The organism is Paenibacillus arenilitoris (assembly GCF_014705655.1).
Taxonomy (GTDB): Bacteria; Bacillota; Bacilli; order Paenibacillales; family Paenibacillaceae; genus Pristimantibacillus; species Pristimantibacillus arenilitoris.
This window is the reverse complement of the sequence record NZ_JACXIY010000036.1, coordinates 41,807-55,504: the sequence shown is the minus strand read 5'-3', so window position 1 is coordinate 55,504 and position 13,698 is coordinate 41,807. Positions and strand designations below refer to the sequence as shown.

11 protein-coding genes are annotated in these 13,698 nt (G+C 59.2%); all 11 read right to left on the bottom strand.

Annotated features, from left to right (window positions below; translation table 11 throughout):
• Window positions 1-25 precede the first annotated feature (25 nt).
• The 11 genes from IDH41_RS24800 to IDH41_RS24750 all read right to left on the bottom strand — a co-directional run bounded on the left by IDH41_RS24800 (window position 26) and on the right by IDH41_RS24750 (window position 13,677).
• Window positions 26-1,486, bottom strand: coding sequence for a YycH family regulatory protein (locus tag IDH41_RS24800; protein WP_190865932.1), 1,461 nt, complete (start codon window positions 1,484-1,486; stop codon window positions 26-28).
• A complete protein-coding gene (gene walK / locus IDH41_RS24795; RefSeq protein WP_190865930.1) occupies window positions 1,483-3,330 on the bottom strand; it encodes a cell wall metabolism sensor histidine kinase WalK in 1,848 nt (615 codons plus the stop codon). Before walK ends, IDH41_RS24800 begins: the two co-directional genes overlap by 4 nt.
• 2 nt (window positions 3,331-3,332) lie before the next feature.
• A complete protein-coding gene (gene yycF, locus IDH41_RS24790) occupies window positions 3,333-4,100 on the bottom strand; it encodes a response regulator YycF (RefSeq protein ID WP_190865927.1) in 768 nt (255 codons plus the stop codon).
• A 194-nt stretch (window positions 4,101-4,294) separates the two neighbouring features.
• Window positions 4,295-5,872, bottom strand: coding sequence for a M23 family metallopeptidase (locus tag IDH41_RS24785; protein ID WP_190865925.1), 1,578 nt, complete (start codon window positions 5,870-5,872; stop codon window positions 4,295-4,297).
• A 141-nt stretch (window positions 5,873-6,013) separates the two neighbouring features.
• Window positions 6,014-6,685 carry a hypothetical protein gene (locus IDH41_RS24780; protein ID WP_190865923.1) on the bottom strand — a complete coding sequence of 224 codons (672 nt, stop codon included), beginning with the start codon at window positions 6,683-6,685 and terminating at the stop codon, window positions 6,014-6,016.
• A gap of 187 nt (window positions 6,686-6,872) precedes the next feature.
• Entirely contained in the window at window positions 6,873-8,159 is a 1,287-nt protein-coding gene (locus IDH41_RS24775; RefSeq protein ID WP_190865921.1) for an adenylosuccinate synthase, read from the bottom strand.
• A gap of 190 nt (window positions 8,160-8,349) precedes the next feature.
• Window positions 8,350-9,714 (bottom strand): replicative DNA helicase, encoded by a 1,365-nt coding sequence (gene dnaB, locus IDH41_RS24770; protein ID WP_190865919.1) that lies wholly within the window; start codon window positions 9,712-9,714, stop codon window positions 8,350-8,352.
• A gap of 76 nt (window positions 9,715-9,790) precedes the next feature.
• A complete protein-coding gene (rplI, locus tag IDH41_RS24765) occupies window positions 9,791-10,234 on the bottom strand; it encodes a 50S ribosomal protein L9 (RefSeq protein WP_190865918.1) in 444 nt (147 codons plus the stop codon).
• The gene (locus IDH41_RS24760; RefSeq protein WP_190865916.1) at window positions 10,231-12,192 is read right to left on the bottom strand and encodes a DHH family phosphoesterase; all 1,962 of its coding nucleotides are present in this window, start codon (window positions 12,190-12,192) and stop codon (window positions 10,231-10,233) included. Before IDH41_RS24760 ends, rplI begins: the two co-directional genes overlap by 4 nt.
• An 18-nt stretch (window positions 12,193-12,210) precedes the next feature.
• Complete coding sequence (locus IDH41_RS24755) at window positions 12,211-13,116, bottom strand: DUF2232 domain-containing protein (protein ID WP_223830040.1); 906 nt, start codon at window positions 13,114-13,116, stop codon at window positions 12,211-12,213.
• A gap of 144 nt (window positions 13,117-13,260) precedes the next feature.
• Window positions 13,261-13,677 carry a CBS domain-containing protein gene (locus IDH41_RS24750; RefSeq protein WP_190865912.1) on the bottom strand — a complete coding sequence of 139 codons (417 nt, stop codon included), beginning with the start codon at window positions 13,675-13,677 and terminating at the stop codon, window positions 13,261-13,263.
• Window positions 13,678-13,698 lie beyond the last annotated feature (21 nt).

The following is a 13,698-nucleotide window of genomic DNA, read 5'->3' as shown; positions in this document are numbered from 1 at the left end:
TCACCTCCGTTCGTTCCGCCTTGTTCTATGGTCCGTTCCCTATCGGTTGGCCGCCAAGCTTGCCCGCGCCGACGGAAGACAGCAGCTTCGCCTCGTCGCTAAGCTCCTCCGACTGCGCCGTTTCCTCCCCGCCAGCCTCCGCGCCGCCCGCCGGGGTTTCCTCCTGCTGCCCCTTCGGCGGCTCATAGCCGCTCGGGTATGCTTCCGACAGCACTTCCTCCGTGCCGTCCTTCAGCCGAACGGCCCATACCGGCGTGAACCGCATCCTATTCTCGTCGGCCGGCATCGCCTGCAGCGCCGGGAACAACGCCGTCACCTCGCCGCGTCTCGCGTAATTTTCCAGACGGCCCCCCAGCGTCTCCCCGCCCGGCAGCCAGCGGATATTGCGCGTTTCCGACTTGGCCCCAAGCGTAATGAGCGATCTCGAGTATTCCGTCACGTCGCCCTGCTGAACCGTCAAGCGCATATAGCCGTAGCGGAACGGCGGCGTCTCGATCACGGGGTACTGCTCTACGTACTGCTTGAACAAAATATACTTCCCTTCGCCTTCGCCCGTCTGCTTCACGAACCGGTGAACGCCGTCCCAGCCGCCGTTCTGGTTAATGAAATCGACCGAGGCGTACACGTTGTCGCTGAGCAGGTTCTCCAAGCTCTGCGGTGCGGCCGGATCGGTATAGCTGATCCACTTGCCGTTCTGCTCGACCTGCAAGCCCTTCTTCCCGTCCGTAAAAATTTGCGAGCCGCTCCGGTCCTCGAACGCCCTGGTCGTGTTCGGATCGAAGAACAGGCTGTGCTGCATCAGGTCCGGCGAATACGCCTCGTACGGGAACACCATCTCCGTCGATTGGATCGGGTCGTCCGGTACGTACAAGCCGTCCGCCGTCATCGTATATTTCGGCTGGAACTGCCCGAAACCGACGTAATCCTGCACGTCGCGGACGGTCAGGTCGGCGCGCACCGATTCGTACACCGTCTGCCCGTCGGCGCTGAAAAAGAATGTCCGCACTTCCTCCGTGCCGGTCGTTTTGAATATCCAGATCCGGTCGATCGTCTCGTTCAGGAACAGCAGATCGCCCTCCAGCTTCAGCAGCTTCTGCAGCAGCTCGACCGGAATGCCGTTGTCGAAGCGAAGCTCGATTCCGATGTCGTTCTTGCGAATTTCATCCCATTCGAGCACGTTCACCGGGCTTCGCTGGAAGCCCTTGAACTCCCGGCCCTGAATGCGCTGGTTCAGAATCATCTCATAGAACTGCGTGCCCGGGTAGATGACCGTATGCTTGTTGCCGCCCAGATGAATGATGAGCTCCTCCGGAAAAATAACGCTCTCCACGCTCGCCGCGGGCCCCATCGGCTCCGCGTTCACGTAATCCTGCTCGCTGCGGACCGTCGCGCCCAGCCCCGGCATGCTGTAGGCAAGCAAGTAGCTTTGCAGCAGGCTGAGCGCCACCAGCACGATGAGCACGGTCGTCTTCGCCTTCTCCATCATGCCGGCTCACCCCCTTCCCGCAGCAGCGGGAGGGTGAACGTCACGGTCGTGCCCTCGTTCAGCTCGGAATGGAGCGAGATCGTGCCGCCGTGCGCCTTGACGATTTCCCGGGCAATCGACAGGCCGAGACCCGTGCCGCCCATATTGCGCGAGCGCGCCTTGTCGACCCGGTAGAACCGGTCGAAAATCCGGATCAAATCCTTCTTCGGTATGCCGATACCGGTATCCTTCACGCTGATCGCCAGCATGTCCGAATCGGCCGGCTTCTTCGCCGTCAGCTCGATCGTACCGCCGTCGAGCGTATACTTGATCGCGTTCGAAAACAAATTGTCCAGCACCTGGTCGATCTGATCGCGGTCCAGCCACGCGGCCTTCAGCCCGCGGTCGACCCGGACCGCCGCCTTGATCGACTTCTGCCGCAGCTGGAACGAGAAACGGTCGGCGACCTCGTCGAGCATCTCGTGCACGTTCGTCTGCCGCCGCCGAAGCGGCGCCTGGTTCGAATCGAGCCGCGACAGGTGCAGCAGGTCCGTCACGAGCCGGATCATCCGCTCGGTCTCGTTGCGGATGACGCCGACGAACCGCTCCGACAGCTCCCGCTCCTCGAGCGCGCCGTCGTTGAGCGCCTCCGCGTAGCTCTTGATCGTCGTCAGCGGCGTGCGCAGCTCATGCGACACGTTCGCGACGAACTCGCGGCGGGACTGCTCCAGCTTCTCCTGCTCCGTGACGTCCTGCAGCACCGCGATCGTGCCGGTCGTCCCTTTGTCGCGCCGGTGGATCGGGGTGAACGTGACGCGCAGAATCCCCTCTTCGCCGCCATCCGCCTCCGGCTCCCTCGGGCCGCGCTCGATGAGCAGCGTCTGCCCCCGGCCTTCCTGCAGCTCCTGCAGCTTCTGCTCGGACAGATCGAGCAGCTCCGTCAGCTGGCAGCCTTCGCAGGTCCGCACGTCGAGCAGCTCGAGCGCCCGCCGGTTCCAGACGATGACCTGGCCATGCTCGTCCGCCGCCACGACGCCGTCGCTCATATTCGACAGAATCGACATCAGCTTCTCGTTCTCTTCCTCGTTCACCGAAAGCGCATCCTTGAGCCGGATCGTCATGTCGTTGAACGCCATGCTGAGCCGGCCGATCTCGTCGTCGCCAAGCACCGGCACCTGCATCTCGAACTTTCCTTCGGCCACCGCCTCCGCCTGCTTCGTGAGGCCCTGGATCGGATTCGTGATCGTATGCGCCAGCAGAATGCCGAGCACGCCGGTCAACCCGAGCGCGATAAGCGTGCCCGAGAAAAAAATCTGGTTCACCCGGTTCACCGTATCGTACAGCTCGTTCATCGACGCGACGACGTACACCGCGCCGACGACCTTGTCGTTAAGCGTCACCGGCTGCGCGATCATCTTCTTGCGCGTGTTGTCCTCGTCGATGATCTCCTCTTCGTTGTCCGAGATGTTCTGCAGCGCCCGGCTGACGGCCAGCGACTTGTTCTTCTTGCCGATGTACGACTGATGGCCCTGCAGCGACGTTGCGACGACCTTGCCGTTCGAATCGAGCACCTGCACCTCGGCGCCGCTGATGCTGAACAGGTTGCGCACGACGAGGCTGAGGTCCTCGGTCGTGCTCTCCGCCGAATCGCCTTCCGTATCAGGCTTGGCCGCGAGGCTCGGCGCCGCGAATTTCGACAGGATGTCGGCCTGCTCCTTCAGGTTGTTCGTGAAGCTGTCGTTCAGCGAGTTCTTCACCGTGCTGATGAAATAAACCCCGATCAGCTGCATCGCCACCAGAATGAGCAGCAAATAAATAATGACGAGCTTGACTTGAATCGTATGGAAGAAGCTCTTGCCCTTCATTCTTAACCGAAGCCCCCGGTCTTCGCATTGCGCATCATGTAGCCGAGCCCGCGCCGGGTCATAATGTATTCGGGCCGGCTCGGATCGTCCTCGATCTTCTCGCGCAGCCGGCGGATCGTCACGTCAACGGTCCGCACATCGCCGAAATATTCGAAGCCCCATACGGCTTGCAGCAAATGCTCTCTCGTCATGACCTTGCCGCTGTTGCGCGCCATATAATAGACGAGCTCGTACTCCCGATGCGTCAGGTCAAGCGGCTCGCCGTCCTTATACACGACATACATATCCGTGTCGATGAACAGATTGAACAGCCGCAGGCCCTGCTGCTCCTGCTCCGCCGGCGTATCCGTGCCGGCCGAACCGCCGTAATCGCTGCCGCTTACGCCCGACGTCGCGACCGGCTGCTTCTGCTGCCTGCGCAAATGCGCTTTCACCCGCGCCAGCAGCTCGCGCGTGCTGAACGGCTTCGTCACGTAGTCGTCGGCGCCGAGCTCGAGGCCGAGCACCTTGTCGATCTCCGTATCCTTCGCCGTCAGCATAATGATCGGCATCTGCAGCTTGGCGCGCACCTCCCGGCAGACGTCCATGCCGTCCTTCACCGGCAGCATCAGGTCGAGCAGGATCAAATCCGGCTTCTCCTCGAACGCGAGCCTTACCGCTTCCCCGCCGTCGAAGGCGCAGATGACCTGATGGCCTTCCTTCTCCAAATTAAACTTCAATATATCCGCAATCGGCTGTTCGTCGTCGACCACCAAAATTTTTCCGTGCATCGCTACACCGCCTGTCGCTTGTCCATAGTCTTTTACCTTCTATTCTAACACACGTCGATGCCTTGTTCACAATGAAACTTCCCTCATGTTAGCAAGGTTTTTCCTTCGCCGCAGGGCGCCTCCCGCCAATAAAAAAAGAGAACCGCTCCGCCTTGCGATGGAGTGATTCTCTTTGCTTGAAATCGGGTATGAAATTATAAGTACTTTAACGGATTTTGAATCACGCCGTTCTTGTGGATCTCGAAGTGCAGATGGACGCCGGTCGAATTGCCCGTGCTGCCCATGATGCCGATAATATCGCCCTTCTCGACGATATCGCCATCGCTTACCTTATAGGAGCTCAAATGGCCGTACACCGTCTCGTAGCCGTTCTTATGGTCGATGACGATCGTCTTGCCTAGCCCTTCCTTCGTGCCGACAAACGTGACCTTGCCCGCATCGGACGCCTTGATGTTCTTGTTGCCCGTCAGATCGATTCCGTTGTGCATCCGTCCCCAACGCTGGCCGAACTTGCTTGTCAGCCTGGAGCCCGATACCGGCATCGCGAAGTTGCCGCTGCCTTCGCCGAGCACCACCTTCGTGCCGCGTTCGACGATCTTCGGCGTCGCTTCCTTGATGATCTCCTTCGTCAGCAGCTCTTCGCTGACGACGTAGCCGTTCTGCTTCACGATCTTGTACGTCAACCGCTTCGAGCCAGGGGTTCCTTCGGAGAGCGTCTTCGATTCGCCCACGCGCATGCTCGCGTTCTGCTTCACTTCGACCGGCGGCTCGATCGATTCGACCTCGACCAGATTCTCGACCGTCTTCACCGTCAGCTCCGGCTGAAGCACCGTCAGGTCGAGCACGTCGCCGATCGTAATCTTGTCGTCCTTGATCCAGCTATTATTCTCGTAAATGACCTCCGGGGAAATGTCGAACTGCTGTGCGATGCAGCCGATGCAATCCCCTTCCTTCACCGTATATTTCGTCGGCTTTACGCTGCCCTGAACGAGCATCTTGTAAATGTCTTCCGCCGCCTTGATCTGTTCCGGATCGGCGTCCACCGTTTCCGTCAGAACGGCTTCCATGAACGCGACTTCCGTCACTTCCCGGCCCGGCTCCTTGGACGGCGCGCTCTTCGCAGCCGCATCGGCCGCCTCCGCCTCTTCGGCGCTGAAGGAGAGCGACCTGACTTCCTTATCCTTCTTCTTCGCCGCCGCCAGCTCGGGGGCGAACTTGCTCTGGACGCGGAGCAAAATATCGTCCGCCGTCTGCTGATCCTTCACGATTCCGATGACCTTGCCGTCAACCTTCACTTCCACGCCTTCCGCGTGAGCGGTGAACATACCTTCAAGCTTATTCAGCGTCGCTTCGGTCTCGGGCTCCGCCTTATAACCGCTGTCGCTTTCGTATGTAAGCTCTCCGGTATCGAGAATCATATTCACGTCGGGGTTGGCCTTCTGAATCTCCTCGGTCTCCAGCAGAACGAGCTGTTCCACCTCGTCGGGCGTGCTTACGGTGCCGACCGCCGTGCCGTTCATATATACGTTATAAAAAGTTACGGTATTTGCTTGAACATATTGCATGCCGCCAAATCCGGCCACTGCGAGGAGTATGAGCGCCCCGCCCGTCAGCAACACCGGCTTCTTCCGCCAAAAAGGCTTGATAGCCCGATCGCTTACGGTTTGCTGCTTCGTCTTGCCATTCAAGTGCTGCGGCCGACCATGACGAAAGTACTGGGTCGCTTGTTCCCATGCTTTCTTCATCCGACCCTTGTCCCTGAAATCGGTCATGATTGTCTCCTTTTCGCGCTTTTGCAACTAGATTTCCAGATTCCGACAATAAAAAAAGGCGAATTCTCCCGTCGGATCACTCGCCTAATAATGTAACACATGCCCAACAATTGGAGCAACCTTTACACTACGTTCACTATATTAATATTTTTTCAGAATGGTCATCATCTGCTCGTATTCGGTCTTGTCCAGATACTGCGCCATGATCTGCTGAATGTCCGTCAATTCCTGCTCGGTCAGGCCGTTTTCGACATACTGGGAGATCGTCTGCCACGATTGCTGCGGCAGCTTGTCCATTAACAGCCCGAACAGCGTTTCCTTGTCCTGATCGGTCATTTGCTCCTTCACTTCGGACAATTCGTCCGTCGTAACGGCCGTCTCGGTGCCGTCGATCCCAGACGCACCCTCCTGCTCCGCTCCGCCTTCGGACTCAGCTCCCCCGTTCGCCTGGGTCCCGCTGCCTACGCCGATATCGGTGAGCGGCGCGTCCTCGAGCTGGCCGAACGCGTCTACCGCCTCGGGCTCCTCGCCCTGGCCCTCGCCCGCAGGCTCGTCCTTCTCCGTCCCGTCCTCACCGGCAGGCGACGTTCCCTCCTTATCCGCGATATCCGTCTTCAGCAGCGGATCGGCTCCCCACAGCTTGCCCCAGACGCCGGACGTGGCCATCGGCGGCACGTCGAGCGGCAGATTGAACTGCTTCAGCAGCGTGTCCACGTAGCTCGTCACGATGTATCCGGTCGTCCATATCGACAGGAAGCTTACGATCAGCCCGGCGGCGATCAGCTTCGCGAGCCACCCTATTTTTTTGAACATACGAATCACCAATCCTCTCGATTCGGCAGCCGATCCGCTAGCAATCGACGCCTGCTACCCTAATCCGATACCTACCATTATGGTCAACAATCCGGCCGTCCATTCCATCCGCTCTATTTATTTCGCGATAGGCTCGGCTGCGAGAGAACAAAAAAAAGGATGGCCAAAGGCCATCCTTCATTGCCGACTATTCATAGATCGGACGAACGGGATTCGTCTGCTCGCGGTTGCGGCCGACCGAGAAGATCGCGATCGGAATGCCCGTCAGCTCGGATACGCGGTTCACGTAGTTGCGCGTGTTCTCCGGCAGGTCCTCGAGCGTCTTCGCGTTCGAAATGTCCTCCGACCAGCCCGGAAGCTCCTCGTAGATCGCTTCGCATTCGGAGACGAGCTTCAGGTTCGCCGGGTAGTTCTCGATCACTTCGCCGCGCAGCTTGTAGCCCGTGCAGATCTTGACCGTATCGAGTCCCGTCAGCACGTCCAGCGAGTTGAGCGACAAGCCCGTAATGCCGCTGACGCGGCGGGCATGGCGGACGACGACCGTATCGAACCAGCCGACGCGGCGCGGACGGCCGGTAACCGTGCCGTATTCGTGCCCCTTGTCGCGGATCAATTGGCCGATCTCGTTATCCTGCTCGGTCGGGAACGGACCGTCCCCTACGCGCGTCGTATACGCCTTGGCAACGCCGATGACTTGCTGAATCTTCGACGGACCTACGCCGGAGCCGATGCAGACGCCGCCGGCCGACGGGTTCGAGGACGTGACGAACGGATACGTGCCTTGGTCGATGTCGAGCATGACGCCCTGCGCGCCTTCGAACAGCACCTTCTGGCCCGCGTCGATCGCGTCGTTCAGCACGACGGACGTGTCGGTGACGTATGGGCGCAAAATGTCGGCATAGCCCAGGTAGTCGCTTACGATCTGGTCGGCGTTAAGCGGCTCGCCGCCGTATACCTGCTCGATCAGTTGGTTCTTCTCGGCGACGATGGCGCGGACGCGCGCCCCAAAGCTCTCCCCGTCCATCAGGTCGGCGATCCGGATGCCGTTGCGCGCCGCCTTGTCCATGTAGCACGGACCGATGCCTTTGCGTGTCGTGCCGATCTTGTTGTCACCCTTCCGGTCTTCCTCGAGCGCGTCGAGCACGAGGTGGTACGGCATGATGACATGCGCGCGGTCGCTGATTTTCAAATTGTCGGTCGAGAAGCCGTTCTCGTGGATATAATTGATTTCGTCGATCAGCGCCTGCGGGTTGATAACCATCCCGTTGCCGATGACGCAAGTTTTGTTATGGTTGAAAATTCCCGATGGAATCATCGTCAATTTGTATTTTTTGTTATTGATGAGGATCGTGTGTCCGGCATTGTTCCCCCCTTGGTAACGAGCAACGACGTCGGCTCCTTCTGCCAAGAAATCGGTGATTTTGCCTTTCCCTTCGTCTCCCCACTGCGTACCAACAACAACTACCGTAGACATAATCATACCCCCGTCCGGCGTTTACGAACACCGAAAATTACCGTCTTATGGCATTAACGCGGCATTCGCCTTATCGAGGCGACGCGTTAAAAGTCAAAAGACAGCATTATTAGTGTAGCAGTCCGGCCTCGAGAAGTCAAACGAAAAACGAACAATTGCATAGTCGCCCATGCAATTGTTCGGGAATTATTTAGGAAGCGTGCGGCGGCTCCTCGTGCGTCCGGTCCAGGCTCACGAATTTGTTGAACTGCTTCAGGAACGCCAGCTCGACCGTGCCGACCGGGCCGTTACGCTGCTTCGCGATGATGATTTCGATAATGTTCTTCTTCTCGGATTCCTTGTCGTAGTAATCGTCCCGGTACAGGAACGCGACGATGTCGGCGTCCTGCTCGATCGAGCCCGATTCCCGGAGGTCGGACATCATCGGACGCTTGTCCTGCCGCTGCTCGACGCCCCGGCTGAGCTGCGACAGCGCGATGACCGGCACCTCGAGCTCGCGCGCGATATGCTTCAGCGTACGCGATATTTCCGAAACTTCCTGCTGCCGGTTCTCGCCCGCCTTGCCGCGGCCGGAGATGAGCTGCAGGTAGTCGATCAGAATCATGCCGAGCCCGCGCTCCTTCTTCAGGCGGCGGCATTTCGAACGAATCTCCGCGACGGTAATGCCCGGTGTGTCGTCGATGTACACCTCTGACTCCGACAAGGCGCCGATCGCCATCGTCAGCTTCTCCCAGTCGTCGCCCTCAAGATGGCCCGTCCGCATTCGCTGCGCGTCGACGTTGCCTTCGGCGCATACCATCCGCTGCACCAGCTGGGCGGCCGACATCTCCAGGCTGAAGATGGCGACCGTCTCGCGGGCGCGGACGCCGACGTTCTGGGCGATATTGAGCGCGAACGCCGTCTTCCCTACCGACGGACGGGCCGCGACGATGATCAGGTCGCTCCGCTGGAAGCCGGCCGTCATCCGGTCGAGGTCGGTGAAGCCGGACGGAATGCCCGTCGGGCCGCCGCCGCGGTTCGTGTACAGCATCTCGACCTTCTCGAACACCTCCATCAGCACGTCGCGGATGGAGATGAAGCCGCTGCCCGAGCGACGGTTCGAGATTTCCAATATTTTCTTCTCGGCATCGCCAAGCAATACCGCGACGTCGTCCGAATTGGCGTAGCCGTCGGACACGATGTTCGTCGCCGTCCGGATGAGCCTCCGCAGCATCGACTTCTCTTCGACGATCTGCGCGTAGTAATCGACGTTCGCCGCCGTCGGCACCGAGTTCGCAAGCTTCGCCAAGTAGCTGACGCCGCCGATTTCCTCGAGCACCTGCTGGTCCTGCATATGCGCGGTCAAGGTGACGAGGTCGACCGGCTGGTTGGCCTCGGCCAGCTCGACCATCGCTTCGAATATCAATCGATGAGGACCACTGTAGAAGTCTTCGCTGCGCACCCGCTCCATCGCCGTGATCAGCGCTTCGGTCTGCAGCAGCACCGCGCCGATGACGGCTTGCTCCGCCTCCAGGTTCTGGGGCGGCACGCGGTCAAACATAAGCTCTGTACTCATGGGTCACTCCTTTTATCATGTGGAAACGGCTGACGCCGTCCTTAGGCGGCATAAGCTCGTTTCGCTACGCCGTCCGCTATTCCTCGGAAGCCTGAACGCTCAGCTTCGCCTTCACCTCGGGGTGCAGCTTCACGGCCACCTGCGTCACGCCGAGCGTGCGGATCGGCTCGTCGAGCTCGATTTTGCGCTTATCGATCTTAATGCCCTGCGCTTCCAGCGCTTCGGCGATCTGCTTGCTCGTGATGGCGCCGAACAATCTGCCGCCCTCGCCGGCCTTCGTCTTCACGACGACCGTCAGCTCGTCGAGACGCTTGCCGAGCGCGACCGCGTCTTCCTTCTCCTTCTCCTTGCGCTTCTGCTCGGAAGCGTTCTGCACCTCCAGCGTCTTCAGGTTGCCCTCGGAAGCGATTTTGGCCAGCCCCTTCGGCAGCAAGAAGTTGCGCACGTAGCCTTCGGACAACTCCTTGATTTGCCCTTTCTTGCCTTGCCCTTTGACGTCCTGCAAAAAGATTACTTTCATTCGAATAACCCCTCTTCCGCTTCGATTTCTTCCAATACCCGCTTCAGCCTCTCGGCTACCTCCTGAACGGTCCCTTCCAGCTGCGTGGCGGCATTCGTCAAATGCCCGCCCCCGCCCATTCTCTCCATCACGACCTGCACGTTCATATCCCCGAGCGAGCGCGCGCTGATGCCGATGAGGCCGTCGGGCCGCTCGCCGATGACGAAGGACGCGTGGATGTCCGTCATATTGAGCAGCGTATCGGCCGACTGCGCGATCAGGAGCTGCGAATATTTGCGCCCGCTCTCCGTGACCGCGATCGCCACGTGCTCGTAGAGCACCTCGGCATGCTTGATGATCTCCGCCTTGCGCACGTACTCCTCGAGATCCTCCTTCAGCATCCGCTGGATCATCGTGGTGTCCGCGCCGCTTCGGCGCAGGAACGACGCCGCCTCGAACGTGCGCGCGCCCGTCCGGAGCGAGAAGCTCTTCGTATCGACCGTAATGCCGGCGAGCAGCGCCGTCGACTCCCTTACGTCGAGCACGACGCGATCATGGATGTACTGCAGCAGCTCCGTCACCAGCTCGCAGGCCGACGACGCGTAAGGCTCCATATAGACCAAGGTCGCGTTCGATATGAATTCCTCGCTGCGGCGGTGATGATCGACGACGACGATGCGCTCGGTCAAGCTGAGCAGCTTCGGCTCCTTCACCATCGACACCTTGTGCGTGTCGACGACGACGGCGAGCGTCTGATGCGTCACCAGGGAGAGCGCCTGCTCCGGCGATACGAACCGCTTCGAGAGCTTCTCGTCCTCCTTGATCATCTCCATCATCTTCTGGATCGCCGGATTGACGCCTTCGAGCACGATATACGCTTCCTTGCCGAACAGCTGCGCCGCCTTCAGCACGCCGATCGCCGCGCCGATCGCGTCCATGTCGGGCATCTTGTGGCCCATAATGACGATATTGTGGCTCTCGCGCATCAGATCCCGCAGCGCGTGCGCCACGACCCTCGCGCGGACGCGGGTCCGCTTCTCCACCGCGTTCGACTTGCCGCCGTAGAACGACTGCCGGCTGCCGACCTTGACCGCCGCCTGGTCGCCGCCGCGCCCGAGGGCGATGTCGAGGCTCGTATGCGCCCATTGGCCGAGCTCGGTAATGTGGCTGGCGCCGGCCGCGAAGCCGATGCTGAGCGTGACCGGGATTTTGTGGTCGCCGGTAATGTCCCGCACCTCGTCGAGCACGACGAACCGCGACTGCTCCAGCTGCCTGAGCGTCTTCTGGTCGGTGATCAACAGGAACTTGTCGTTTGTCAGCCGCTTCAAATAAATATGGAACTTCTGCGCCCATTCGGTAATTTCGGCCGTCACCTTCGAGAGCATCGAGCTGCGCTGATGGTCGTCCAGCCCTTGCGACACCTCTTCGAGGTTGTCGATCATGACGACGCCGAGCACGAGCTTCTCGTCGTCGTATTTCCGGCCGAGGTTCCAAAGCTCTGTTATGTTCTTGACATATAGGAGGCGTTCCTTCTGCTTGAAGATCAGCTCATACACGTTCGAGCCGATCTTCGCCTCGATGGCGCTCTCGCGCTCCTTCACCTGCTGCAGCGTCGGGAACAGCTCCGTAAGCGGCACGCCTACGACGCTCTCCTTCTCCAGCATTTGGGCAATGTACGGATTATGCCAATCGACCGTCCGGTCCTCGTTGTACAAAATAATGCCCAGCGGCAGCTCGGTGATCACGTCGTTGCCCGCCTTCTTCACCCGGTAGGACAGCGTGCCCAAATACGATTTCAAATCTTTGCGGAACGCCCTCTCCGCCATGACGGTATAAACCCCGAGAGCGGCCGTTAATACGAGCGCAACCAAACCGAGCAGCCATTCATACCAGGCAAGTGCCACCGTCATGAACGCAAGCAGGATAAAAGCCCATATTTGATGCATGCCGTGCCAGCGCGTTACCAAAAATTTCGGCATTTCCGATCCGCTCCCGTGTTATGGTTTCGTGAATGACTTCCGGATAGGAAAAGCGGTATCCAGCACGCCGATAAGGCTCAGCGGCGGGAAGATCAGAACCGGAATCGCCAGGATGACCGGCACCGCTTTGTTCCATCCCCGCTGATGCGCGAGGAAGAAGAAAAATCCGACGGCCTGGAATGCGAACACAAAACTAAGCAAGGGCACCAGATTCATGACCGCCACCGCGAAGAACGAGTCTCCCGTTGGCGTGGAGAACAGCTCGATGACGTACGCGATCAAATAAATAAGGACGAGGATGCGCGGCAAGCGCCAGTCCCTGGCGCGCGCGAATCTCGGCGCTTCCGGCCCGCCGCTCCACTTCAGAGCCTTGCGGACGAGATACTGCGTAATAACCGTGTATCCGAAGGCGATCATAATGAACGTGACGGGAATCGAATTGATCATCGTCCGGATAACCGTATCGGTAAATTCGGCGTTCCATTCCTGCGTCAGCAGCCCTTGCGCCTCCATGTTGTCGATCGAAGCCCTGACCATCGCGCTCAGCTCGCGAATAAGCGAAATATCGAGGAACATCTCGAACACGAGCAGCTCCAGCATGAGCTGGGCCAGAAATACGACGCCCACGGTCCGGATCACCTTCGAGGCGGGCGCCTGCTTCGCGTACAAATAGCCCATCACGATCGACGGTATGAGGAAGAACAAGCCGATAATAAGCGTTGCCGGCCCTCCCACGAAATAAGCGATCACCCATACGGGCAGGAGATGAAGCACGAACGATTTCGGCGGCAGCGTCGCGTACAGCACCACGTACGGCACCATCAGCAGCAGCATCGTAATGACGTTCAATAACGGCAATACTAAGGACAATAATAATAGGAGTGCCGCACAGCTCCACAGCACTGGTTTCAAGCCGGTTTTCAAACCGTTCACCTCTTGCGCATCATAATCATCAGTTCCTTACGAAACTTTTACACCCCATTATAGCATAAAAAAAAGACGGAACCACTTTCTCATTCCGTCCGGCTGCCTCTTATTTTATCCATTTGACGCGCGTAACGTTGCCGTTCAGACGCTTTGCTGCTGCATGATGATCTTCTCGCAGTAATCGATGATCTCGCTTCGGCGGACGATGCCGATGAAGCGGTTCATGTCGTCCACGACGGGGACGAAGTTCTGCACCTTCGCGAGCGAGATCAAATCGTCCATGTTCGCGTCGATCCGCACCGTCTTGTTGTTCATGCGGAGCGGAACCTCCGTCAGCTTCACCTTGTTCGTCTGCTCCAGGGTCAGGTCGGCGTGCCGCTTGATGTACCAGAGCAGATCGCCCTCGGTTACCGTGCCCGCGTAGCCGCCTTCCTCATCGATGATCGGCACGGCCGCGAAACGGTGGTATTCCATCCGCTCGAGCGTCTGCCGAAGCGTCATGTCCTGCGTGAAGCATACGACGTCCTGCTTCGGCAATAAGAAAAAAGCGATATTCATCTCTTCAACTCCGTTCCGTTT

What these genes read in the sequence shown, in the direction of transcription:
- IDH41_RS24800 (WP_190865932.1), bottom strand. Translation starts at nt 1,486, where the DNA reads ATGATGGAGAAGGCGAAGACGACCGTGCTCATCGTGCTGGTGGCGCTC.
- walK (WP_190865930.1), bottom strand. Translation starts at nt 3,330, where the DNA reads ATGAAGGGCAAGAGCTTCTTCCATACGATTCAAGTCAAGCTCGTCATT.
- yycF (WP_190865927.1), bottom strand. Translation starts at nt 4,100, where the DNA reads ATGCACGGAAAAATTTTGGTGGTCGACGACGAACAGCCGATTGCGGAT.
- IDH41_RS24785 (WP_190865925.1), bottom strand. Translation starts at nt 5,872, where the DNA reads ATGACCGATTTCAGGGACAAGGGTCGGATGAAGAAAGCATGGGAACAA.
- IDH41_RS24780 (WP_190865923.1), bottom strand. Translation starts at nt 6,685, where the DNA reads ATGTTCAAAAAAATAGGGTGGCTCGCGAAGCTGATCGCCGCCGGGCTG.
- IDH41_RS24775 (WP_190865921.1), bottom strand. Translation starts at nt 8,159, where the DNA reads ATGTCTACGGTAGTTGTTGTTGGTACGCAGTGGGGAGACGAAGGGAAA.
- dnaB (WP_190865919.1), bottom strand. Translation starts at nt 9,714, where the DNA reads ATGAGTACAGAGCTTATGTTTGACCGCGTGCCGCCCCAGAACCTGGAG.
- rplI (WP_190865918.1), bottom strand. Translation starts at nt 10,234, where the DNA reads ATGAAAGTAATCTTTTTGCAGGACGTCAAAGGGCAAGGCAAGAAAGGG.
- IDH41_RS24760 (WP_190865916.1), bottom strand. Translation starts at nt 12,192, where the DNA reads ATGCCGAAATTTTTGGTAACGCGCTGGCACGGCATGCATCAAATATGG.
- IDH41_RS24750 (WP_190865912.1), bottom strand. Translation starts at nt 13,677, where the DNA reads ATGAATATCGCTTTTTTCTTATTGCCGAAGCAGGACGTCGTATGCTTC.